20 protein-coding genes, 1 pseudogene and 1 CRISPR repeat array are annotated in these 21445 nt (G+C 64.7%); of the genes and pseudogenes, 18 read left to right on the top strand and 3 right to left on the bottom strand.

The window, feature by feature from the left end:
* Nucleotides 1–868 precede the first annotated feature (868 nt).
* On the top strand, nucleotides 869–1339 hold the full coding sequence (locus IPK27_22220; protein MBK8070221.1) for a hypothetical protein: 471 nt from the start codon (nucleotides 869–871) through the stop codon (nucleotides 1337–1339).
* Nucleotides 1340–1427: 88 nt separating this feature from the next.
* On the opposite strand, the gene IPK27_22215 is transcribed toward IPK27_22220, so the two are convergent.
* Nucleotides 1428–2780, bottom strand: coding sequence for a phospholipase (locus IPK27_22215; protein ID MBK8070220.1), 1353 nt, complete (start codon nucleotides 2778–2780; stop codon nucleotides 1428–1430).
* A 270-nt stretch (nucleotides 2781–3050) separates the two neighbouring features.
* Here IPK27_22215 and IPK27_22210 point away from each other — a divergent pair, with 270 nt between their 5' ends.
* The 6 genes and pseudogenes from IPK27_22210 to IPK27_22185 all read left to right on the top strand — a co-directional run bounded on the left by IPK27_22210 (nucleotide 3051) and on the right by IPK27_22185 (nucleotide 11853).
* Nucleotides 3051–5273, top strand: a complete 2223-nt coding sequence (locus tag IPK27_22210) for an N-6 DNA methylase (protein MBK8070219.1) — start codon at nucleotides 3051–3053, stop codon at nucleotides 5271–5273.
* On the top strand, nucleotides 5270–5923 hold the full coding sequence (locus IPK27_22205; protein ID MBK8070218.1) for a hypothetical protein: 654 nt from the start codon (nucleotides 5270–5272) through the stop codon (nucleotides 5921–5923). The genes IPK27_22210 and IPK27_22205 overlap by 4 nt, the downstream gene beginning before the upstream one ends.
* Nucleotides 5917–7314 (top strand): DUF3696 domain-containing protein, encoded by a 1398-nt coding sequence (locus tag IPK27_22200; protein MBK8070217.1) that lies wholly within the window; start codon nucleotides 5917–5919, stop codon nucleotides 7312–7314. Before IPK27_22205 ends, IPK27_22200 begins: the two co-directional genes overlap by 7 nt.
* Entirely contained in the window at nucleotides 7311–7850 is a 540-nt protein-coding gene (locus tag IPK27_22195) for a hypothetical protein (GenBank protein MBK8070216.1), read from the top strand. Before IPK27_22200 ends, IPK27_22195 begins: the two co-directional genes overlap by 4 nt.
* Nucleotides 7847–8551 carry an RNA ligase family protein gene (locus IPK27_22190; GenBank protein ID MBK8070215.1) on the top strand — a complete coding sequence of 235 codons (705 nt, stop codon included), beginning with the start codon at nucleotides 7847–7849 and terminating at the stop codon, nucleotides 8549–8551. Before IPK27_22195 ends, IPK27_22190 begins: the two co-directional genes overlap by 4 nt.
* A gap of 15 nt (nucleotides 8552–8566) precedes the next feature.
* Nucleotides 8567–11853, top strand: a pseudogene (locus IPK27_22185) (type I restriction endonuclease subunit R).
* A gap of 66 nt (nucleotides 11854–11919) precedes the next feature.
* Here the strand turns inward: IPK27_22185 and IPK27_22180 are convergent.
* Entirely contained in the window at nucleotides 11920–12162 is a 243-nt protein-coding gene (locus IPK27_22180) for a hypothetical protein (protein MBK8070214.1), read from the bottom strand.
* A 169-nt stretch (nucleotides 12163–12331) separates the two neighbouring features.
* A complete protein-coding gene (locus IPK27_22175) occupies nucleotides 12332–12496 on the bottom strand; it encodes a hypothetical protein (protein MBK8070213.1) in 165 nt (54 codons plus the stop codon).
* 270 nt (nucleotides 12497–12766) lie between these two features.
* On the opposite strand from IPK27_22175, the gene IPK27_22170 reads away from it, so the two are divergent.
* The 11 genes from IPK27_22170 to IPK27_22120 all read left to right on the top strand — a co-directional run bounded on the left by IPK27_22170 (nucleotide 12767) and on the right by IPK27_22120 (nucleotide 21344).
* Nucleotides 12767–13435 (top strand): transposase, encoded by a 669-nt coding sequence (locus IPK27_22170; GenBank protein MBK8070212.1) that lies wholly within the window; start codon nucleotides 12767–12769, stop codon nucleotides 13433–13435.
* Nucleotides 13432–14190, top strand: coding sequence for a hypothetical protein (locus IPK27_22165; protein ID MBK8070211.1), 759 nt, complete (start codon nucleotides 13432–13434; stop codon nucleotides 14188–14190). Before IPK27_22170 ends, IPK27_22165 begins: the two co-directional genes overlap by 4 nt.
* The gene (locus IPK27_22160) at nucleotides 14180–14473 is read left to right on the top strand and encodes a hypothetical protein (protein ID MBK8070210.1); all 294 of its coding nucleotides are present in this window, start codon (nucleotides 14180–14182) and stop codon (nucleotides 14471–14473) included. Before IPK27_22165 ends, IPK27_22160 begins: the two co-directional genes overlap by 11 nt.
* Complete coding sequence (locus IPK27_22155) at nucleotides 14464–14652, top strand: ATP-binding protein (protein ID MBK8070209.1); 189 nt, start codon at nucleotides 14464–14466, stop codon at nucleotides 14650–14652. The genes IPK27_22160 and IPK27_22155 overlap by 10 nt, the downstream gene beginning before the upstream one ends.
* Nucleotides 14653–14672: 20 nt before the next feature.
* Entirely contained in the window at nucleotides 14673–14849 is a 177-nt protein-coding gene (locus IPK27_22150; protein MBK8070208.1) for a hypothetical protein, read from the top strand.
* 182 nt (nucleotides 14850–15031) lie between these two features.
* Nucleotides 15032–15379: a hypothetical protein gene (locus tag IPK27_22145; protein MBK8070207.1), complete on the top strand. Its 348-nt coding sequence runs from the start codon at nucleotides 15032–15034 to the stop codon at nucleotides 15377–15379.
* A 113-nt stretch (nucleotides 15380–15492) separates the two neighbouring features.
* Nucleotides 15493–15747: direct repeats of the CRISPR family, unit length 38 nt; unit sequence CGCTTCAATGAGGCCAGAGCGGGAATGCTCTGGAAAAC.
* Between the two features lie 559 nt (nucleotides 15748–16306).
* Complete coding sequence (locus IPK27_22140; protein ID MBK8070206.1) at nucleotides 16307–16936, top strand: nucleotidyltransferase domain-containing protein; 630 nt, start codon at nucleotides 16307–16309, stop codon at nucleotides 16934–16936.
* A complete protein-coding gene (locus IPK27_22135) occupies nucleotides 16884–17333 on the top strand; it encodes a DNA-binding protein (protein ID MBK8070205.1) in 450 nt (149 codons plus the stop codon). Before IPK27_22140 ends, IPK27_22135 begins: the two co-directional genes overlap by 53 nt.
* A 9-nt stretch (nucleotides 17334–17342) precedes the next feature.
* Entirely contained in the window at nucleotides 17343–17531 is a 189-nt protein-coding gene (locus IPK27_22130) for a hypothetical protein (protein MBK8070204.1), read from the top strand.
* A 162-nt stretch (nucleotides 17532–17693) separates the two neighbouring features.
* Complete coding sequence (locus tag IPK27_22125) at nucleotides 17694–20069, top strand: serine/threonine protein kinase (GenBank protein MBK8070203.1); 2376 nt, start codon at nucleotides 17694–17696, stop codon at nucleotides 20067–20069.
* 297 nt (nucleotides 20070–20366) lie between these two features.
* A complete protein-coding gene (locus tag IPK27_22120) occupies nucleotides 20367–21344 on the top strand; it encodes a hypothetical protein (protein ID MBK8070202.1) in 978 nt (325 codons plus the stop codon).
* The last annotated feature ends 101 nt before the right edge of the window (nucleotides 21345–21445 follow it).

Raw genomic sequence — 21445 nt, 5'->3', positions numbered from 1 at the left:
CGCCACCGCAATCGCCCTTGCGCACCCTGCGCACACGCTGCCATCGGCAGTGTCCAGCCCGCCGGCCGCTCCTCCGAACCAGCCCGCAGACACCCGCAGCCCGCCCCGCGCGTCGTCCATGCCCGCCGAGACCCCCCGCAACCCTCGCGGCGATGGGCCGAACCTACTCCGCGAGTGGCTGAGCCCTCCCGCAGACCCGGCGAGCCTGCCCGCAGAGGGGTGCAAACCCTCCGGGAGACGCCTCAAACCTGCCGGGAGAGGGGTGCAAACCCTACCGGCGACCCCTTCAACCTACCTGTTGAAGAGTCCCAACCTACCCGGCGACCCCGCCAGCCTGGTCAGGGATGGGTCCAAGCCTGCTTTCCGAAGGGCAGACGCCTCTCGCGGCAGTCCAATCGAGTCTCGCGGTAGGTTGAGCGCTGTTTCCGCCAGGGCGAACGGCTCTCCGCCCAGCGCAAACGCTGCCCCGGGCAAGTCGATCCAGTCCCCCGGCAGCTTGAGCGTAGCCTCCGGCAAGGCAAACGGGTCCCCGGCCAGTGGGAACGCTGCTCCCACCAGGGCGAACACTGCACGGGCAAGGGCGATCCCCACGCCGGACTGCTCCGCACCCGGCAGAGAAAGGCCGCGCACGGCCGTCTCAAGCCCGAAGGCGCGCCCAGGCCGGATCCCCATCCGCCGGCTCAGGCACAACACCCGCCAGCCGCCACGGCGCCCAGCGCACTGAGCCGCCAGCCTACGCAGCGATCCGACCACCGGTAGCCCATTGTCTCATTCGGTGAGACAGCGATGGTTTCAAATGCTCTCCGTGCCGCATCGGCACACCGCCCGGCAACGGTGCCGGCGGATCGTCAAACCTGGAGAACATCTCATGCAGAACTTCGCTACCTTCCGTGTCACCACTGAACAACTCACCGCCATCGACCAGACCCTGAGCGATCTGGAGCGGCAACTGGCTGGCCTGATTTCCCTGACCCCCGGCGACAAGCTGCGCATGGCCAAGCTGGGCGACAAGGCGGACGTGTTCTGTCGCCAGACGCTGGAAGCGCTGGCCGGACAGCCGCAGTTGCTCCCGCCTAGCCTGGACGTGGCCACCGCCATGCAGGACATGACCGCCCGCGATCAGTTGCGCCCGCTGCTGATGCGCATCGAAATCCTGCTGCAGAAGGGCAGCGACACCCGGATGGCGCTGGGCAACGATGCATTCACTGTGGCCAGCCGCGGCTACGGCATGCTCAAGCTGCTGGGCCAGGCCAACGGCCTGGAACCGCTGCGACGCGAACTCGGTGGCCGCTTCAAACCCGGCCCGCGGGTCTCACCCGAGGAGAAGAAGGCGGCGTGAACCAGCCGCCAGGCAAGAACGAAAGGGCCGCCGTTGGGCGGCTTTTTTGTGGGCGATGGGGTGGGTTGTCCGGAGCCGACCGCAGATGCTAAACACCAACAGCCACCTTGAACCCCAATGCCCTGAGCGCTTTGCTGGTGCGAGTATTCCGCGGCGGGTAGTCATCCGGACGCGCCCATCCGACAAGTTCGCCCAGGCTATTGATGCCGAGATGCGGGATGCGCCACTCATCGCTACGGCTTGCTTCCCATATCCGCCTGGCCACCGATCCGGGACCCCAGATCACGTACTCGAAGGTTTGGAGAGGTGTCTTGCCCTGAGGCGAACGCGCCCTCCAAAGCAACTCGCCAAACTTCCGCACCTTGTCGTCGAACAACTGCGGCGAGTCCGGAAGCCCGAGATGCGCGTTCTCCTGCTTGACGGCGTGGTTGATGATGGCGTGTACGCGTGAAATCGCGTCAACAAACTCATCCTCGCTCAGCGATCCGACCCGATCGCGCGCCATGAATTCGCGCAGTCCGGGCGCCCAGTGCTCGATGGTGCGCTGCTCCGGCGAATAGTCGAAATCTGCCGATTTCCACCACGACAGCGCTCCCTGAAGGGCTAGCTCCGGGTTGCCGACGTGGCGCAGGTGGTATTCCTCATACGGATGCCGGGCGCCGTCACGCACGACCTTGTAGTAGTACGCATGGAGGAATTGGTCGGCCTGGACGCCCTTTGGGACGTGTGCGCCAATCCACGCCGGCCGATACTCTGGCGATGAGACTCGGTCCGAAATGAGGCGCATGGTCTGCAACGTCTCGTTCCACTCCTGCTCGAAGCGCGCCATGCGTGCGTCCGCAGCGCGCGGTGTGACGACTTGGACCAGTCCAGGCTGGATCGGAAGAAGCCTCTTTCCATCGAACTGCTGCTGCAATCGATAGTCCTGGTTCTGGATGTCCCGACGTTGCGCCCAAAGGCGGCTCTGCTCAGATTGGATCTCTTCCGTGAGCGGACGGGAATGATCGTCCACACATTCGAAGAACCGCCGAAAGTCTTCTTCCATGCCCGATTCGAGCAGGTCATCCTGACTCAGGTAGATGCCAGCTTCGATGTTCGAGAACCACGCACGATCCGTGAGATTCGCGGACCCCAGGTAGGCGCCTGCATCCACCCACCAGATGACCTTCGAATGGAGGATGTCGGGCACCAACTTGCACTGCAGGTTCGGGTTCCGCTTTTCGTTGAACCACTTCAGGACGTCTGGGTGGACGGGAACCGAATGATCGTAACGACAGTAGAACTCCAGTGGCTTCATGCTGGTCTCACATGCCGAGAAGAGCCGTCTGTTCTCATTTCCAACGTAGGCGATTGCGGCACGGACGCGCGAGCAGGCGTCCATGTTCGCTGACAGCACTGATTCCAGAAACTCATTGTTCACTGCACCGGCGACAAGCTTCATTTGCGTCTCCTGTGGACGTTTCCCTTATGCCACGACCGTGACTCGCGGAAGCAGCCAGATTCCGGTGTCCCGTGCGCACTGACCCCGGCGGCAGGGTCCTGCCACTGGGCTATGCTCGGGAAGGTCTACCGTTCACAGGAAGACTGGTATGCCTCCGACACAGGCGCTCTCGAGTGCATCCCTTGACTTCCTGTTGCCCGGTCGATGAGTGGTTTACCGCGGAAGGAGCGACGACTGGCCGCGGCCGACCAGCATGACGAGAACGATTGAGTGAACATCCACCAGCTCGAATCTGAACTCTGGGAAGCCGCCGATCAGCTGCGCGCCAACTCCAGGCTCACGGCCGCCGAATACGCGATGCCGGTGCTGGGCTTGATCTTCCTGCGTCATGCCGACAACCGCTTCAAAGCCTACCTGCCGGAGATCGAGGCCGACATCCCGCCACAGGTGCCGGCTGCGCAGCGGGAGACGCTGATCAAGCTGGGCTTCCAGGGCAAGGCGGCCATCTACCTGCCTGAGGCCGCGCGCTTCGACCGCATCGCGAGTCTCCCGCAGGGGGCAACTGTGGGCGAGGTGATCGACCGCGCCATGGACGTGATCGAGGCCGAATACGAAGTGCTCAAGGGCGCGTTGCCACGCGGCTACCCGGCCTTCGAGACCGACCTGCTGGCCGAACTGGTCAAGATCTTCGACCGCCCCGCGATCAAGGCGGCCACCGGCGACGTATTCGGGCGCATCTACGAATACTTCCTCAACAAGTTCGCCATGAGCGGCGCGCAGGAAGGCGGCGAGTTTTTCACGCCGCCGTCGCTGGTGCGCATGATCGTCAACATCATCGAGCCAGACCACGGCCTGGTGCTGGACCCGGCCTGCGGTTCGGCGGGCATGTTCGTGCAGACCGGCCACTTCATCGAGGACGTGCGCCACCAGCAGGCCAACGACACCGTCACCTTCCACGGCCAGGAAAAGAGCGACACCAACACCAAGCTCGCGCGCATGAACCTGGTGGTGCACGGGCTGGACGCCTCGAACATCCGCCAGGGCAACACGTTCTACGACCAGATCGACCATCTGGTCGGGCAGTGCGACTTCGTCATGGCCAACCCGCCGTTCAATGTCGACGGCGTGGACACCAAGAAGGTGGAAGGCCAAGCCAGCGACGGCGGGCGCCTGCCCTTCGGCCTGCCCGGCACCAATGCCAAGACCGGCGCCATCAGCAATGCCAACAGCCTGTGGATTCAGTACTTTTACGCCTACTTGAACGACACCGGCCGCGCCGGTTTCGTGATGGCGTCCAGCGCTTCGGACGCCGGCAACAAGGACCGCGACATCCGCGAAAAGCTGGCCAAGACCGGCCACGTCGATGTGATGATGGCCATCGGCAACAAGTTCTTCTACACGCGCAGCCTGCCCTGCACGCTGTGGTTCTTCGACAAGGGCAAGCCGGAGGACCTGCGCGATCAGGTGCTGATGATCGACGCGCGCAACGTGTACCACGTGGTCTCGGCGCGCTCGCACATCTTCACCGACGAGCAGCACGCTAGTCTCAACGCCATCGTCTGGCTGTACCGGGGCCAACCCGAGAAGTTCGTGGCACTGGTCGCCCGCTACCAACGGCAGGTCGATGCGCTGCTTGCGGCAATGCCTGAACGCGTCGCGGCAGACGACGCGGTCGTGGCGTCATTGGCGGCCTTGCTCTCCGACTTTGCCCAGCGCACGAACATCTACGAGTTGAATGGTGGCGTGCGCGCGATGGCGGTCGATGGGCCACCGAATCCACCGGAAGAGGACGAGCCTGCGGGCCGCGTAACCGAGCGCCAGCTGGCGGCATTTCGCGCCGAACTCGCGGCGGCGACAAGCGACACCCAAGCGGCCGACGCGCTGGCCGAATTGCTCGCTGCCTGCCGCGACGCCCGTGCCGCGGTCGCCAGCGCAGACCTGTCCTGTCACGCCGGGCAGTTGGCGCTGCAAGCCACGCTCGACGCGCTCGCGCCTCGGCTGAAGGCCACGGGCAAGGTGGTGGAAGCGCGGCACAAGCGCTGGCTGCGATTGCTCGATGTGGCGGAAAAGCAGCTTCACGCCCGCCAGAGCGAAGCCTTCAATGGCCGGGCGATCCGCGACGCCAAGCGCGCCTTGCTGGCCGCCGATGCGAAGAAGAACGAAGAGCCCACGGTGCGCGACGCGGTGCTCGATGCGCTGAAACAGGCCGGCTACTTCATCCACCAGGTCCACTGGCTGCACAGCCGCTTTCCGCATGCCCTCTTCGAGGATGTGCCGGGCCTGTGCAAGGCGGTGACGCTGGACGAGATCGCCGCTAACGACTACTCGCTGACGCCGGGGCGCTACGTCGGCGTGGCGGCGGCTGCAGCCGAAAACGAGGAGGACTTCGCCGAGAAGCTGCGCGAGATCCACAACGAACTGTCCGAACTGAACGACAAGGCGGTGAAACTGGCGGGGCGGATTGCTGCCAACTTGCGAAACATTGACCTATGAAGACTGACTTAAAAAAAATCCGAGACGTTTCAATTGGAATATTCGACGGGCCGCATGCGACGCCGACTCTTCATGACAGTGGCGCAGCCATCTTTTTGGGTATTCGTGAAATTAATGAGCATGGCCAGATCGACACTGGCGCTGCTCGCTGGATTTCGGAAGCGGACTATCAAAAATGGACGCGACGAGTTGAACCAAGAGCGGGGGACATCGTCTTTACATATGAGGCGACATTAAACCGCTACGCACTGATACCCGAGGGATTGCGCTGTTGCTTGGGGCGTAGGACAGCCTTGTTACGTCCTGATCCCAGAAGAGTTAACCCAAGGTATCTTTTTGCCTATCTTTTTTCGAGAGCTTGGCGATCGCAAATTGAGGCCAATACTATCCCCGGGGCCACCGTGGACAGAATTGCCTTGACTAGATTTCCGGACTTCCTTGTTGAGGTGCCGACGCGAGAGGTGCAAGATCGAATTGCCGGCGTAATCGCTCAGTACGACGACTTGCTTTTAAACTTGGGGCGTCAACAACAATTGTTGGTTGAAGCCAAGGCGCTACTGCTCCCGAAACTCATGTCCGGCCAGCTCGATGTTTCCGGCATCGCGTTGCCTCAAGCAGCACACCCCGAAGGAGTGCCCCTGCCATGCTGACGCACCTGCACATCAAGCACTTCAAGGCATGGAAAGACACCGGCCCCATACGCCTGGCGCCGCTGACGGTGATCTTCGGCGCCAACAGCGCGGGCAAGAGCAGCCTGGGGCATTTGCTGTTGGCCTTGCAGCAGACGGCGCGCTCGACCGACCGCAAGCGCGCGCTGCATCTGGGCGATACCGCGTCCTTGATTGATCTCGGCACCTTCGCCGACTGCCTGCACGGGCACGACTTGACGCAGTCGCTGGATTTCGAGATCGGCTGGAACTTGCCGAAAACGCTGGAGGTGCGAGATCCGCTGCAAGCAAAGGCGCGCTACCACGGCGACCGCATGCAGCTGTGGGTGTCAGTGGCAGCTGGAAAAGGCGAACAACCTGAGGTGCAGCAACTGCGCTATGCCTTGGGCTCCGGCGCGGGCGACGAGTTGGATGTGCAACTGTGCAGGGACGACAAGCGCAAGTTCACCCTGGCATCTGACCGGTACAACTTCAAGATGGCCGATGGGCGCAAGTGGCCGCTGGAGGAGCCCGAGAAGTTCTATCGCTTGTCCGACATCAGCATCGCGCGCTTCAAGAACGCAGGTTTTCTCTCCGACTTCGCGCTCGCCACCGAAGCCATGCTGGACAGCATCTCCTACCTGGGGCCGCTGCGTAATCACCCGCAGCGCATCTATCAGTGGTCGGGCGACACGCCGTCCAGCGTCGGCCAGATGGGTGAGAACGCCATCGCCGCCATCTTGGCCGCGCAGAGCGAGGGACGCATGCTCAATCGCGGCCCGAAGCGAGCGAAGCAGGAATTCGCCGCCTTCATCGCCGCCTGGCTGAAAGACCTGGGCGTGATCCAGGATTTTTCGGTCAAGCCGGTGGCGCAGGGACGCAAGGAGTACGAGGTCCTCATCAAGACGCACTTGAAGGCGCCTGAGGTCAAGATCACCGATGTCGGCTTCGGTGTCTCCCAGGTACTGCCCGCTCTGGTCCAGGCCTTCTATTGCCCTCCCAACTCCACGGTGTGGATGGAGCAGCCCGAGATCCACTTGCACCCGCAGGTGCAAGCCGAACTGGCGGACGTGTTCATCTCTGCCACGCAGGCACGCGAGGACAGCAAGGAGCGCAACGTACAGCTGATCGTGGAGAGCCACTCCGAGCATTTCCTGAATCGCTTGCAGCGGCGTGTCGCCGAGGGCGCGATCGAGGCGCAGGACGTCGCGGTCTACTTCTGTCGTCGCGCAGGCGCCGCTACCGAATTGGAGCCGCTGCGCTTGAACATGTTCGGGGAGATCGAAAACTGGCCCGAGCACTTCTTCGGCAATGAAATGGACGACATCGCCGGCCGCACCCTGGCGGCGCTTCAGCGCAAGCGTGAATTGGCCCGCCGGAGCGATGCGCAATGAAGGCGGTCATCGACACCAATGTATTGTTGGTCGCCAACCAGCAGCATCCGGATGTTTCGGTTGATTGCGTGGAGACTTGCGTAAGGCGGTTGCAGTCGTTGCAACAGAGCGGTGTCGTGGTAATCGACGACGGCTATCGGATCCTCGGCGAGTACGGTCAGAAGACGACACTGAATCCAGCGAAGGGCGTTGGCGATGTGTTCCTGAAGTGGTTGCTGCAGCAGGCGGGAAATCCAAAGCGGGTCGAACAGGTGGCGTTGACCGAGCACACGCCGGACTGCTTCGCGGACTTTCCGGACCCGGCACTGGAACCGCAGTTCGATCCGCCCGATCGAAAGTTCGTCGCGGCTGCGCATGCGCACCCAGACAAGCCGCCGATCTGGCAGGCAGCGGACAGCAAGTGGTTGAACTGGTGGCGCGCCTTGCGGGCGCACGGCGTTGTGGTCGATTTTCTTTGCCCGGGTGACGTGTGCCAGTTCTATCGCAAGAAGTTTCCGGGCCAACCGGTGCCTACGTTGCCGGGCGCGCCGTCATGAGGCCGTTCTTTCGGTTCCCGCACACGCCGCATCTGGCTTGGCTGGGAGAAGGCGAACCGCGAGACGACAAGGTCCTGTCCGCAACCGAAGTCAAGGCGCTGCTGGCGGGCGAAGTCGTGCTCGAGGAAAAGCTCGACGGTGCCAATCTGGGTTTTTCCTTGTCTGCTGACGGGAACTTGCTCGCGCAGAATCGTGGCCAATACCTGGCGGAGCCCCATGCGGGCCAGTTCGCCCGGCTGCCGGCCTGGATGTCCCTGCACCACGACGCCCTCGCCGATGTCTTGCAGCCGAACTTGATCGTGTTCGGCGAGTGGTGTGCGGCCCGCCATTCGCTGGATTACAGTGCGCTGCCGGACTGGTTCCTGGTCTTCGATGTCTACGACCGCGATGCGGGCCGATTCTGGAGCACGGTGCGGCGCAACGCGCTGGCGCAGATGGCGGCGCTGAAGACAGTGCGGCAAGTATTCAGCGGACGGGCGTCCCTGCCGGAACTGAAGCATCTGGTAGCCACCTCACCCAGCGCCTTCCGCGACGGCCCGATGGAGGGAATCGTGGTTCGCCGCGAATCTGGCGCTTGGTGCGAAGCCCGCGCCAAACTGGTTCGCCCTGATTTCACCCAGGCAATCGACACGCATTGGCGCAAGCGGGCTATCGAATGGAACCGGCTGGGCGCTTCCCATCAGTACGAGATTGCGAGATGAATATAGGGTTCGCAGATGCCCAGGGATGACTATTCCGAAGACCTGCTGATCCAGGCACCCACTGCCGAACTGCTGGAAAAGCAACTCGGCTGGGAGGCCGTGTTTGCCCAGGACGAGGAGAGCTTCGGGCCCGACAGCCTTCTCGGACGCAGCGACAACAGTGAGGCTGTGCTCCGCCGCGAGGTGCTTGCCGCGCTGAAACGCCTGAATCCGGGATTGCCGCCGGAGGCATACGATCAGGCTCTCGCGCAGGTGGTGCAGGACGACATCACCAAGACGCTGGTCGCCCTGAACGAGGAGAAGTACAAGCTGCTGCGCGATGGCGTGCCGGTGAAGTATCGGGACACGGCGGGCCGGCTGGTCGACAAGCGCCTGCGGCTGATCGACTTCAACCGCCCCGACAACAACCGCTACCTCGCCGTGCGCGAACTATGGATTCAAGGGCGCTTATGGCTGCGCCGCCCGGACGTCATCGGCTACGTCAATGGCCTGCCGTTGCTGTTCATCGAACTCAAGCGCTTCGAGGTGCACATCGAAAGCGCCTTCAAGAAGAACTACAGCGACTATCTCGACACCATTCCGCACCTGTTCCACTGGAATGCGCTGGTCATCATCTCCAACGGTCAAGATGCGCAGTACGGATCGCTGACCAGCACCCGCGAGCACTTCTACCGCTGGAAGCGCCTGGACGAGGACGACCCGGAACCGCGCAAGGACCAGCCCCTGCTTGAGATTCTGCTCAAGGGCATGTTGGATAAAGCCCGCCTGCTCGACCTCGTCGAGAACTTCGTGCTGTTTGACGCCAGCGAAGGCGGCGCGCACAAGATCGTGGCGCGCAACCACCAGTTCCTGGGTGTCAACCGGGTCATCAAGCGTCTCACTTCCGACGACCCGCAGGTCAGGGCTGAAGTCAGCGCCGGCCAGTTGGGTGTGTTCTGGCACACTCAGGGCTCGGGGAAGTCCTACTCGATGCTGTTCCTGACCGAGAAGATCCACCGCAAGATCTCGGGCAGCTACACCTTCGTGGTCATCACCGACCGCACCGAATTGGACGACCAGATCGCCTCCACCTACACCAATGCCGGGCGCGCCAACAGCAAGTCGGACCAGGCCTCCAGTGGCGATGCATTGCGCCGGATGCTGCGCGACCAGAACCGCCGCTATGTGTTCGGCCTGATCCAGAGGTACCGCGAACGGGTCAAGGAGGCCTATTCGGAACGCGAGGACATCATCGTCATCAGCGACGAGGCCCACCGCACCCAATATGGCCGCCTGGCGCTGAACATGCGCAAAGGCCTGCCGCGCGCCAAGTTCCTGGGTTTCACCGGCACACCCTTGATCGACGCTGGTGAAAAGCAGCTGACGCGCGAAGTGTTCGGCGACTACGTGTCGATCTACGACTTCAAGCGCGCCGTGGCCGATGGCGCGACGCTGCCGCTGTTCTACGAGAACCGGGGCGAGAAGCTGAAGATCGTCGATCCCAGGGTGAGCGAGCGCATCGCCGAACACATCGAGACGGCCAAGCAAGCGGCGACGTTGAGCGACCCCTGGACGGAGGAAAGGAAGAAAAGCTCTATCGGGAGTTGGCGCGTGACTATCCGATCCTGACCTCACCCACGCGTCTGGAGAAGGTGGCGCAGGACTTCGTCGATCACTTCCACCAACGCTGGAGGGTGGTGGATACCGGCGGCGGCAAGGCGATGATGGTCTGCCTGGACAAGATCACCTGCGTGAAGATGCACGATCTGATTCAGGCCAAGTGGCAGGAGAAGACGGCGCAGCTGGAGGCAAGCGTGGCCGCTGACGAGGCGCTGTTCGCCGCCAAGGGCAAGGCGCTGCCGAAGTTGTTGCAGCAGCGCCGCGAACAGGTCGAATGGATGCGGGCCACCGAATGCTGCGTGGTGGTCTCGTCGGAGCAGGGCGAGGTGGCCGACTTCGCCAAGTGGAAGAACTTCCGCGACGAGCCGCTGGACATCACGCCGCACCGCGAGAAGATGGTCAAGCGCAATCTGGAGAAGGAGTTCAAGCGGGCCGAAAACCCCTTCCGCATCGCCATCGTCTGCGCCATGTGGCTGACTGGCTTCGACGTGAAATGCCTGGCTACGCTGTACCTCGACAAGCCGATGCAGGGTCACACGCTGATGCAGGCCATCGCCCGCGTCAATCGCGTGGGTGGCGGCAAGAAGCATGGCCTGATCATCGACTACAACGGCATGCTGAAGAGCCTGCGCAAGGCACTGGCCACCTTCGCGCAGGGTGATCGCGCAGGCACGGGCAAGGGTGAGGACGAGCAAGACACGGTGCGCGATGACACCGAAGCCCTCGTCGAGTACGCCCAGAGCCTGAAAGCGGCTGGGGATTTTCTTGGCGACATCGGATTCGATCTGGATGCACTGATCAGCGCACAGGGCTTCGACAAGCAGCGACAAATCCTGGTCGCGGTCAACCTGCTGTGCGAAAGCAACGAACGCCGCAAGACGTATCAGGTGATTGTGGAGGACGTCCAGGCCCGTCATCGCGGCTTGTTTCCAAACCCCGGCCTGTTTGACTTCGACGCTGAAGAAAGCGCGGTCAGCGCGATCTACAACAAGCTGCAGGATGCACGCACCACACCTGACGTCAGCGCGCTCCTGCAGGACCTGTACCAGGTTGTCGATGTTGCTCTGGCGACCGAACAGCCGAGCGTTAGCGAGCCAACAGCGCCTCGCTACGACCTGTCCAACATCGACTTCTCCCGCCTGCGCGCGGAGTTTGCGAAGACGCCATTCAAGAACGTCATGGCGATGAACCTGATGGAGAGGATCGAGGAGAGATTGGCCGCGATGGTGAAGGCCAATCCAACGCGGGTCGACCTGTACGAGCGCTACCAGGAGATCGTGCAGGAGTACAACAAGGACAAGGATGCGGCCGAAATCCAGAAGGTCATGGACGACTTGTTCGCTCTGAACGGCAGCCTCAACGACGAAGAAAGGCGCTACCTGCGCGAGGGGCTGGAGAGCGAGGAGCAACTGGCTGTGTTCGATCTGTTGCAGAAGGACACTTTGACCAAGGCCAATCGGGACGCCATCAAGAAAGTGGCGAAGGAATTGCTGCAGAAGCTGAGCAACGACCGCTTCGCGTTGGAGCGGCTGCGCTCGATGGCCACCGTCCAGGCCCAGGTCAAGGCCGAAATCATCAAGCACCTGTTCGCGAACTTGCCCTCAGGCGTGTATGGCGCTGACGAGATCAATCTGAAGGCCAACGCGGTGTTTGCGCACATCTACACCGCCGGGATTGGTGAGGGTGCGCGGGCTTACCACTAGTTCCGTCCACTAGTTTCGTCGCGGTTGCGTAGCGAACATCGAGTCGGGCCGCAATTGCAAAGCCCATCAGCCTCTGTGATCGGGACGACTGATGTTCCCATCGAGAAGATCACCTTCCAGGATTGGGGTCCGGGTGGCGAGGGGCTGGGGGCGACGCGCGTGTTCTGCCTCCAGCACTGCGAGGCTCACTGGTTCTCCGGCGAAGGCCATGCTGCGCGCAACTTTCAAGGGAATGAGTGCCCAACGCCTGCGCGCCTTTTCATCGGCCGGCAAACGACGCCAGTTCTCGATTGCGAGCTTCCAGTCCATGGGCTGCATTGTCGGGCTCCTGGAAGTGGGCGGCAACAGCGTGGGCGGCACTGTTGTTGCAGCGACCCGACCACCGGTAGGCCATTGTCTCATCCGGTGAGACAGCGATGGTTTCAAATGCTCTCCGTGCCGCAACGGCACACCGCCCGGCAACGGTGCCGGCGGATCGTCAAACCTTGGAGAACATCTCATGCAGAACTTCGCTACCTTCCGTGTCACCACTGAACAACTCACCGCCATCGACCAGACCCTGAGCGATCTGGAGCGGCAACTGGCTGGCCTGATTTCCCTGACCCCCGGCGACAAGCTGCGCATGGTGGATGTTCCGGTTCATGAGAGGCCACCATTCCGGCGCATGCGAGGCCAGGATTCCGGACGATGCGAGGCCACGGTTCCGGGGCATGCGAGGCCAGCGTTCCGGGTCATGGGAGGCCAGTGCGGCGGTCGCTTGAGGTGGGTCATCCTCGCGGGCTTTGCCTGCGGGGTATTCCCATGCTCAAGCGAGGTTGCTCATGCGACAGATTCGAGAACTGCTGCGGTTGCACTATGAGGAAGGGCTGAGCCGGCGGGTGCTGGCGCGCTCGCAGGGGTGGCGCGCAGTACGGTGGAGCGCCTGCTCAAGCACTTTGCGGCGTCGGGGCTTAGTTGGCCGCTGGACGCCGGGTTGAGCGACGAGGAACTGGAGCGGCGGTTATATCGGAGTCATCCGCACCAGGGGACAGCGAAGCCCTGCGCGCGCCCAACTATGCGGCGATGGTGCCGGAGTTGGCGCGCAAAGGGGGTGACCCGGCGGCTGTTGTGGTCCGAGTATCGCGAGCAACATCCGGACGGCATCGGCTACAGCGTGTTCTGCGATGAGCTGGGCGCGTTCCTGGCTGACCGTGATCTGGCTTATCGCCACGACCATGTGCCGGGCGAGAAGGCCTATTTCGACTTCGCCGGTCTGACGTTGGACTACCGCATCGGCGACAAGGTCGCATCGGCGCACATCTTCACCGCCGCGCTCGGCTGGTCGAACGCGATCTTCGCGCACGCCTATGCCAACGAGACGGCCGAGAGCTGGCTCGACGGCCATCACCGGGCCTTCGTCGCCTTCGGTGGCGTGCCCCGGATTGCGGTGCCCGACAATCCGCGTGCGCTGATTGCCCGAGCGGATCGCTTCGAGCCGAAGCTGACCGCGGCCTATCGCGATTTTGCGCGCCACTACGATGTCGTCGTGATCCCGGCCCGAGTACGCAAGCCCAGGACAAGTCGCCGGTCGAGGGCGCCGTGAAGGTGGTCGAGATGCAGATCCTCGCCTGCGCGCGCGACCGCGTGTTCGCCTCGCTCGATGCCCTCAACGACTGGCTGAAGGAGAAGCTCGCGGCATTGAATGCGACGCCGTTCCAGAAGCGCGTGGGCTCGCGCGACAGCCAGTTGGCCGAGGAGCGCGTGCATCTGTCGCCATTGCCAGCGAACCGCTTCGAGATGGCCAGCTACCTGGTGCGCAAGGTGGCGCGCGACTATCACGTCGACGTCCACCGGCAGTACTACAGCGTCCCTCATGTACACGCCGGACAGATCGTCGAAGTCCGCCTGACCCAGGCGCATGTCGAAGTGCTGATCCGCGATCAGCGGATTGCACTGCATCGCCGCGCACCGCCGAGCCAACGCTTCATCACCGATCCGGCGCACATGCCGGCGCATCACCGCGCCTATGCCGACCCGAAGATCCTGCAGCGGGCGGCGGCTGTCGGCAGTCGGACGCTCGCGTTCATCGAGACGCTGTTCGCCAAGCCGGCATCCGGAACAAGCGATCCGCAGTGCCCAGGGCGTGCTCGGCCTGGTGCGCGACCACGGCGCGAGCGCACTCGAGGACGCGTGCGCACGCGCCTGTGCCTCGACACCATCGGCTACGAGCATGTGCGCCGGCTGTTGCTCAGTGCGCGCAACCAGTTGCCGCTGCCGCTCCCGCCGCAGACCCATGAGCACGTCCGCGGCAGCGACTATTACAGTGCCAGCCATCCGGAGGTGCGCCATGCTGCATGAACCTGTGCACCAGCAACTGGCGCGCCTGGGCCTGCGCGGCGTGGCCGACACCCTGGCGCGGATGTCCCCGGGCGACGAGTTCATCGACACCCTCGCCACCCTGCTCGAAGCCGAATGCCTGCACCGCGACAGCGTAGCCCAGACGCGGCGGCTGGCTTGCGCGCCTCAGCCAGCGGGCACACCGGCCGACGTCGACCTGCGCAGCCGCGCGGTCTGGGCAAGAGCCGCTGGCTCCATCTGCTCAGCCTCAACTGGCTCAGGCAACACCAGCACGTGCTGCTGATCGGCCCGACTGGCGTCGGCAAGAGCTACCTCGGCTGCGCGCTCGCCAAGGCCGCCATCGACGCCAAGCACTCGGTGCGCTACCTGCGCCTGCCACGCCTCGGCGACGAGCTCAGTGCACTACAGGCGCAAGGGCGGACCAGCCACTGGCTGAAGACCCTGGCCGCATCGACCTGCTGATCCTCGACGACTTCGGCCTGGTGCCGATGTGCGCGGAGCACCAGCCGCTGCTGCTGGAACTGCTGGAAGATCGCCACCAGCGCGGAAGCGTGCTGCTGACCAGCCAGCTGCCGCTCAAGCCTGGCACGGTCAGTTCAAGGATCCCACCTGGCCGACGCCATCCTCGACCGCCTGGTACACAACGCAGAGCTGGTTGAGCTCAGCGGCGAATCGATGCGCAAGAAGGGCCCAAAGCCAACAGACGCCAAGGACAGAAACGACCCGTCCGACTAGACTCAACCAACCACCTTCGGGCGACCGCCTTCACTGGCCTCCCATGGCCCGGAACACTGGCCTCGCATGCGTCGGAACGGTGGCCTCGCATGGGCGGAATATCCACATGGCCAAGCTGGGCGACAAGGCGGATGTGTTCTGTCGCCAGACGCTGGAAGCGCTGGCCGGACAGCCGCAGTTGCTGCCGCCCAGCCTGGACGTGGCCACCGCCATGCAGGACATGACCGCCCGCGATCAGTTGCGCCCGCTGCTGATGCGCATCGAGATCCTGCTGCAGAAAGGCAGCGACACCCGGATGGCGCTGGGCAACGATGCATTCACCGTGGCCAGCCGCGGCTACAGCATGCTCAAGCTGCTGGGCCAAGCCAATGGGCTGGAACCGCTGCGACGCGAACTCGGTGGCCGCTTCAAACCCGGCCCGCGGGTCTCACCCGAGGAGAAGAAGGCGGCGTGAACCAGCCGCCAGGCAAGAACGAAAGGGCCGCCGTTGGGCGGCTTTTTTGTGGGCGATGGGGTGGGGCTTGCGGAAGCCTTGGGTGCCTCGCCACCTGATGCTGCCGAAGCCTGAGCTTCAATGAGGTCAGAGCGGGAATGCTCTGGAAAACCGACGTGGTGCCGGACTCGGCGCGGTCGCGCGTGCCGCTTCAATGAGGCCAGAGCGGGAATGCTCTGGAAAACCAGGCGGACGCATCGGACGACCATGGGAGGGCTCGCTTCAATGAGGCCAGAGCGGGAATGCTCTGGAAAACCGGCTGCGCGCCGCGGTCGAGGCGGCCGTACACGTCGCTTCAATGAGGCCAGAGCGGGAATGCTCTGGAAAACAGCGCTGTTGAAGGTTCATCGACATCGGTCCTTTCGTCAGTTCAGGGTTCTGGAGGCCGAGCGGGTGCTCGCCCGGTTGAATCGTAGGTAGTTCAGTGCTTCGGATGACCGAAACCCGGGGCCGCACCATCGGCATCTGCTTCTTTGCGTGTTCTGCTTCCAGCATCGCGAGGCTCACTGGTTCGCCTGCGGCAGCCATGCTCGCGGCTACTCGTCGAGGGATGATTTCCCAGCGGCGGCGCGCCTTTTCCTCCTCAGGCAATGCGCACCAGGCTCGATTGCAGTTTTCCAGGCTACTTCCGGCATGGCCTTGTCCTCGGAAGTCGGGCGTGACATCGGGCAGTAAAGGATCAAAGTATTGTTTGAACGCGAAAAGTCGCACTGGCAAATGTGACAGCTTGTGCCGGCGAAGGGGCGCGGCGAGCTTGAGTGGTGCAGCGCCGAGGGCATCGCACTCGATGCGCTGCGGCAGCCGACCAGCCCGAGCAGCGATGGCGCTTCGGCGCGGACACGCCGCCGCTTGCCTGGTCGTTTCCCATTGAGCAACAATCGTTGCCCTATGAGCAACACATCATGCTTGATGGATCTGCTGTTCGGCGACTATCGCCAGCGCGTGCTGGCGGTCTTGCTGTTGCAGCCGGGCACCAGCTTTCACGTGCGCGAGTTGGCGCGGGTGACTGGCTGCAGTGCCGGCACGCTGACGCGCGAGTTGGGCAAGCTGGCCGACTCCGGCCTGGTGTCGCGCAGCGTGCAGGGCAACCAGGTGCGCTACCGCGCCAATCGCGATTGCCCGTTGTTCGATGAACTGGCCAGCCTGTTCCGCAAGACCCACGGTGCGCGGGCGGTGTTGGCCGAAGCGTTGGCGCCGCTGCGTGAGCGGATTCGGCTCGCGCTGATCTTCGGTTCGGTGGCGCGCGGCAGCGAAGTCGCAGCCAGCGACGTCGATCTGCTGGTGGTGGGCGACCTTGGATTCGCGGAACTGGTGCAGGCGCTTTATCCGGCGCAACAAGTGCTGCAACGCGAAATCAATCCTGTGTTGTACTCGGCAACAGAGCTTGTCGAGCGTTTGGACCGCGGCGATGCCTTTGCTGCCCGAATGCTGAGTGACGCCCGGATTTTCGTGATCGGAGGAGCCGATGAGCTTGGAGAACTTGCGGGTGATCGGGCGCCTTCAAGCGCACGCGCCTGATCACGGGTCCATCCAGAAGTTGCTTTCGGCTGCGCGCAGGAATCTGGCGGACGCTCAGGTGGTGTCGATCAGCAAGGACAACCGCTTCGATGCTGCGTACAAGGCCATCCAGCAGTGCGCCATGATCGGGCTTTGGGCCAGCGGTTATCGCACCTCGACCAGCCAGCCGGGTCACCACCAAACTGCGCTTCAATGCCTGACCCTGACCATGGGCTTGCCACCGCCGTCGGTCATAGTCCTCGATGCCTTGCGTAAACAGCGCAACCTGAGCGACTACGAGGGCGATCCGATTAGTGACGGCGCGTTAGCGAGTTGCCTTGACGAGGCGAGCCGGTTGTTGGGTTTCACCGAGCGCTGGCTGGGAACCGTGCATCCGTCTTTGACTGGTGACCCGTAACCATCGACCGTGGAGCGGCAACTGGCTGGCCTGATTTCCCTGACCCCCGGCGACAAGCTGCGCATGGCCAAGCTGGGCGACAAGGCGGATGTGTTCTGTCGCCAGACGCTGGAAGCGCTGGCCGGACAGCCGCCAGGCAAGAACGAAAGGGCCGCCGTTGGGCGGCTTTTTTGTGGGCGAATGTGGATTGGCTCCTGAGGTCAATCGCCGGCAAAGGACCTACGCACGGAACACGATGCTGACGCGCAGGCCGGCTGCGCCCCTTGGCGCGGCAGTTGCCGGCACGTACATTCCCAGCCCGTAGGCTGCGCGTCGATGCGCCCCATGCGCAGCGCCAGGGCAACCGGGACTCTCTCCAGCATGGCCATCGATCCCAATCCGGACAGCACCCAGCTCGACGATGTCACGCCGCCGCTGGTCCAGCCGGACTTGCTGGCGCCGGATACGCGGGTGGGGCGCTATCGCATCGTTGCGCTGGTGGGCGAGGGCGGCATGGGCCGGGTGTACCGCGCGGAGCAACTGGAGCCGGTGCAACGCACCGTGGCGCTGAAGCTGATCCGCGGCGCCAGCCAGGATCCGCTGCTGTCGGCAATGCTTGCGGTGGAAGCGCAGGCGCTGGCGCAGGTGGAACACCCGGCCATCGCGCGGCTCTACGAGCTTGGCAGGACGCTGCACGGCGAGCCCTTCCTGGCGCTGGAGTGGGTGGAGGGCGAGGATCTGGAGGCGTACCTCGCGCGTACCCAGCCACCCGCGGCGGCGCGCGTGCGCCTGCTGCAGCGGATTTGCCTGGGCGTGCACCCCGCGCATCTGCGCGGTGTGGTCCACCGCGACATCAAGCCGGGCAACATCCTGGTGCCGCTGGTGGATGGACGGCCGGAGCCCAAGTTGATCGACTTCGGCATCGCGGTGGCGGGCACGCCGGGTGCCGGCATGCGCGTGCCGGTCGCGGGTTCGCGCGGCTACATGGCGCCGGAGCAGGCGCGCGGGGATGCCGCGCCGGATCTGCGCAGCGACGTCTATTCGCTGGGCATGACTTTGTTGGCGGCATTCGCGCCCGGCGCGGATGCGGCGCGCGAGAGCGTGCGCCTGGAAACCCTGCGCGAGTTGCTGGCGCAGAGCACCAGCCGGCTGCAGCAGGGCAGCCCGCAGCGCGCGACGGCCGCAGCCCTGGCGGCGGTGCCCTTCGAGCTGCGGGCGATCCTGCGCAAGGCACTGGCGGAATTGCCCGCGGACCGCTACGCCAGCGCGCTGGAGCTGGCCGAGGACCTGGACGCCTACCTCAGCCATCGCCCGCTGCGCGCGCTGCCGCGTACGCGGCGCTATGTGATCGGCAAGTTCGCGCGGCGGCATCGGTTGGGACTGGCCGCGAGTGCCGCAGTGCTGCTGGCCATCCTGGCCGGCAGTGGCCTAGCCTTGTATGGCCTGGTGCAGGCGCGCGCGGCGCAGCAACTGGCCGAGGAATCGGCCGCGCAGGCGCGCCGCGAGGCCGCGCGCTCGGCCACTTTGGCGAGTTTCCTGCGCGATGTCCTGGGTGGGATCACCCCGGACGAGGCGCGTGGCCAGGACACCACCCTGTTGCAGCGCATCTTTGACCGCGCCCAGCGCCGCGCCGAGGAGCAACTGGCCGGGGATCCGGCGCTGCTGCTGGAGGCCACCGCGCAGATCGGCGCCAACCTGCGGCTGATCGGCAAGTCGGAGGCATCGGCCACCGCCCTGACGGCGGTGCTGGCGCGTGTCGAAGGCACGCCGCTGGCGCACGCAGCGGCGGCGATCCAGGCGCGCCGTGCGCTGGCCACGGCCCTCTATGAGATGGACCAGGACCCCAAGGCGCGCGAGGTGGCGGCGCGCGCGCTGGCCGACACCCTGGCGCATCACGCGGGCGATGTGGCGATGCAGGTCGGCGCGCTGTCGGACCTGGCCTGGGTGCAGCAGATCCTCGATCCACCGAGCGCGGTCAAGCACATGCAGGACGCCCTTCGACTGGCTCAGGCCAGCCTGGATCCGCGCGATCCGCTGCGGGTGGAGGTTGGCCTGCTGCTGGCCACGATCTACCTGCGCGCGGCCGATGCCGACAGCGCGCAGCCGCTGTTCGACCAGGGCATCCCGTTGCTGATCGAGCGCTACGGCGCCGACCATCCGCGGGTGCACCGGGCGCGATCGGAGGCGGCCATCGTGCTGCTGCGGCGGCGCGAATTCGCCACGGCCGAGCCACTGCTGCGCGAACTGCTGGACCAGGCAGAAAAGCTCTACGGCGCCGACCACGCCGCCACCCTGTCGCTGGTCAACAACCTCGGCTCGGCGCTGCGCCAGCAGGGCAAGGTGGAGCAGGCCGCGCCCTACTATGAACGCGGATACGAGGCGCAGTTGCGCCTGCACGGGCCGCAGCACACCAGCACACTGATCGCATTCAACAACCTCGCGAGGCTGCGCGTGGACCAGGGCCGCGCCGGGGAGATCCTGGAAGCCCTGCGCCAGAACGTGGCCGACGGCGAGCGCGCGCTCGGCAGCGACACCCGGGTCCCCGCCGAATTCCGCCAGACCCTCGCCCGTGCGCTCGCCGCCACCGGTCACGGCGAGGAGGCGCTGGCCGAGTGGGAGCGCGCCTGGCAGTTCACCGTGGAGCACCAGGGCGCGGATTCCGGCGACGCGCGCGAACTGGTGGCCGATGTGCTCGAGCACGTCCGCAAGCAAGGCGATGACGACCTGCCCCAGGGCTGGCGCGAGCGCCCGCACTGATCCGCCCCGGGAACGCCGCCTCCGGAGCGCCGGCGCCCTCGCCAGCAGCGCCCAGCCGCCGCCCGACTTTCCCTTGCCTCGAAGCGAGGCCGGCGCCCCTGGTTCAGACCCTGTCGATCCTCCTTCCGACTCGTCTCCCGGCTTGAGATCCCGTTTTCGACCCTCGCGTCCATCGTCCCGAACTCAGCGAGCCTTGACGAGAACCATCGCAAAGCCCCTGCAGGTCAGGGCCCCGGCTGCTTGTCCGAGTGACCGGAATTGCCGAGCATGAAGACCCGGTCGCAACCCTGCGCGTCCATGCAAGTCGCAACAGCCGCGTTGATCCGCTGTGAAACCCTCGATCTTTTCGGGCCACCCGCGGCTGTTCTGTCGCCGCCGATTCCGGCGCCGGCCGAGGTGGAGCCTGCCGATGCGGATCCCGCGTGGTCAGGCCTGTTGTTCCGCATCGGGCCAGACGATCAACTCGACCTGTTCCGCCATTCGCCCGCTCAGATGGCCGCCGCCAGGGCGCGGCGCGCACTGGGTGCACTGGACACGGCAGCCGCGCGCCAGCACCTGAGCGCGCTTTCCCGCATGCCCGACTTTGCCGCCTTCCTGGCTGATTGCGAACACTGCATCGAACTCATCGAGCGCCGGGATCCGCGCTGGACGGATCCAGTCAACGCGGTCCCCTGGCTGGAATCCGTGCTCCAGCCCGCCGCCGAGCGCTGCCTGCAGGGCGACGCATCCCTGCTCACCCGGCCGGCCTGGCATGCGCTGCTGGAGCATGCCGGCGCGCCGCCTTTCGACTCCGCCTGCCGCCACGCCCACCCCAGCTACCTGTGGCAGGCGCTTGGCGAAACTGCCCGGGCCATTTCCGCCCTGGAGCAGGATCCGCGCTGGCGCCAGCAGGCGGACGCATTGCTGTGGCATGCCGGGCTCTGCGAGCAGGCGCAGTGGAGTGAGAGCCTGGCGGCAGACCTTCTCGAACTGTGCCTGGACTGGCCGGACGAGGCCGAGGTCTGGCTGAGCAGCAGCCGCACCTGGTCCCGGCGCTGGGCCAACTGGTGCGATCTGGATGACGCACTGCCCATGCAGGCCTTTCCTGCCTGGTGTCGCCTGACCCGCGGCGTCGACTTCCCGCTGCCACCCGATAGCGACCAGCGTCCCGGCGCGCAATGGCTGCGCCTCGCCCACCAACTGGTCCGCGACGGCCAGAATCTGACCCTGCGCAAGACCCTCAAGGCCCAATGCCCGGCCCTGCTGGCCGCATGGCTGGCGGAACGCCCCGCCTGACCTGATCCGGTGGCTCGGTCTCGCCGGAGGAGAAGACGGCGGCGCAAAGCGCCCGCCAGGCAGGAATGAAAGGGCCGCCGGTAGGCGGCTTTTTCGTGGGC

The organism is Rhodanobacteraceae bacterium (genome assembly GCA_016713135.1).
Taxonomy (GTDB): domain Bacteria; phylum Pseudomonadota; class Gammaproteobacteria; order Xanthomonadales; family SZUA-5; genus JADKFD01.
Note: the sequence above shows the minus strand (reverse complement) of the source record. Positions and strands in the feature narration are given on the sequence as shown.

Bases quoted from the DNA above. Each gene is read 5' to 3' on its own strand.
- IPK27_22145 (MBK8070207.1), top strand. From the start codon at position 15,032: ATGGCCAAGCTGGGCGACAAGGCGGATGTGTTCTGTCGCCAGACGCTG.
- IPK27_22180 (MBK8070214.1), bottom strand. From the start codon at position 12,162: ATGGACTGGAAGCTCGCAATCGAGAACTGGCGTCGTTTGCCGGCCGAT.
- IPK27_22140 (MBK8070206.1), top strand. From the start codon at position 16,307: ATGAGCAACACATCATGCTTGATGGATCTGCTGTTCGGCGACTATCGC.
- IPK27_22175 (MBK8070213.1), bottom strand. From the start codon at position 12,496: ATGAACCGGAACATCCACCATGCGCAGCTTGTCGCCGGGGGTCAGGGA.
- IPK27_22190 (MBK8070215.1), top strand. From the start codon at position 7,847: ATGAGGCCGTTCTTTCGGTTCCCGCACACGCCGCATCTGGCTTGGCTG.
- IPK27_22120 (MBK8070202.1), top strand. From the start codon at position 20,367: ATGCAAGTCGCAACAGCCGCGTTGATCCGCTGTGAAACCCTCGATCTT.
- IPK27_22125 (MBK8070203.1), top strand. From the start codon at position 17,694: ATGGCCATCGATCCCAATCCGGACAGCACCCAGCTCGACGATGTCACG.
- IPK27_22205 (MBK8070218.1), top strand. From the start codon at position 5,270: ATGAAGACTGACTTAAAAAAAATCCGAGACGTTTCAATTGGAATATTC.
- IPK27_22200 (MBK8070217.1), top strand. From the start codon at position 5,917: ATGCTGACGCACCTGCACATCAAGCACTTCAAGGCATGGAAAGACACC.
- IPK27_22215 (MBK8070220.1), bottom strand. From the start codon at position 2,780: ATGAAGCTTGTCGCCGGTGCAGTGAACAATGAGTTTCTGGAATCAGTG.
- IPK27_22160 (MBK8070210.1), top strand. From the start codon at position 14,180: ATGCTGCATGAACCTGTGCACCAGCAACTGGCGCGCCTGGGCCTGCGC.
- IPK27_22135 (MBK8070205.1), top strand. From the start codon at position 16,884: ATGAGCTTGGAGAACTTGCGGGTGATCGGGCGCCTTCAAGCGCACGCG.
- IPK27_22195 (MBK8070216.1), top strand. From the start codon at position 7,311: ATGAAGGCGGTCATCGACACCAATGTATTGTTGGTCGCCAACCAGCAG.
- IPK27_22220 (MBK8070221.1), top strand. From the start codon at position 869: ATGCAGAACTTCGCTACCTTCCGTGTCACCACTGAACAACTCACCGCC.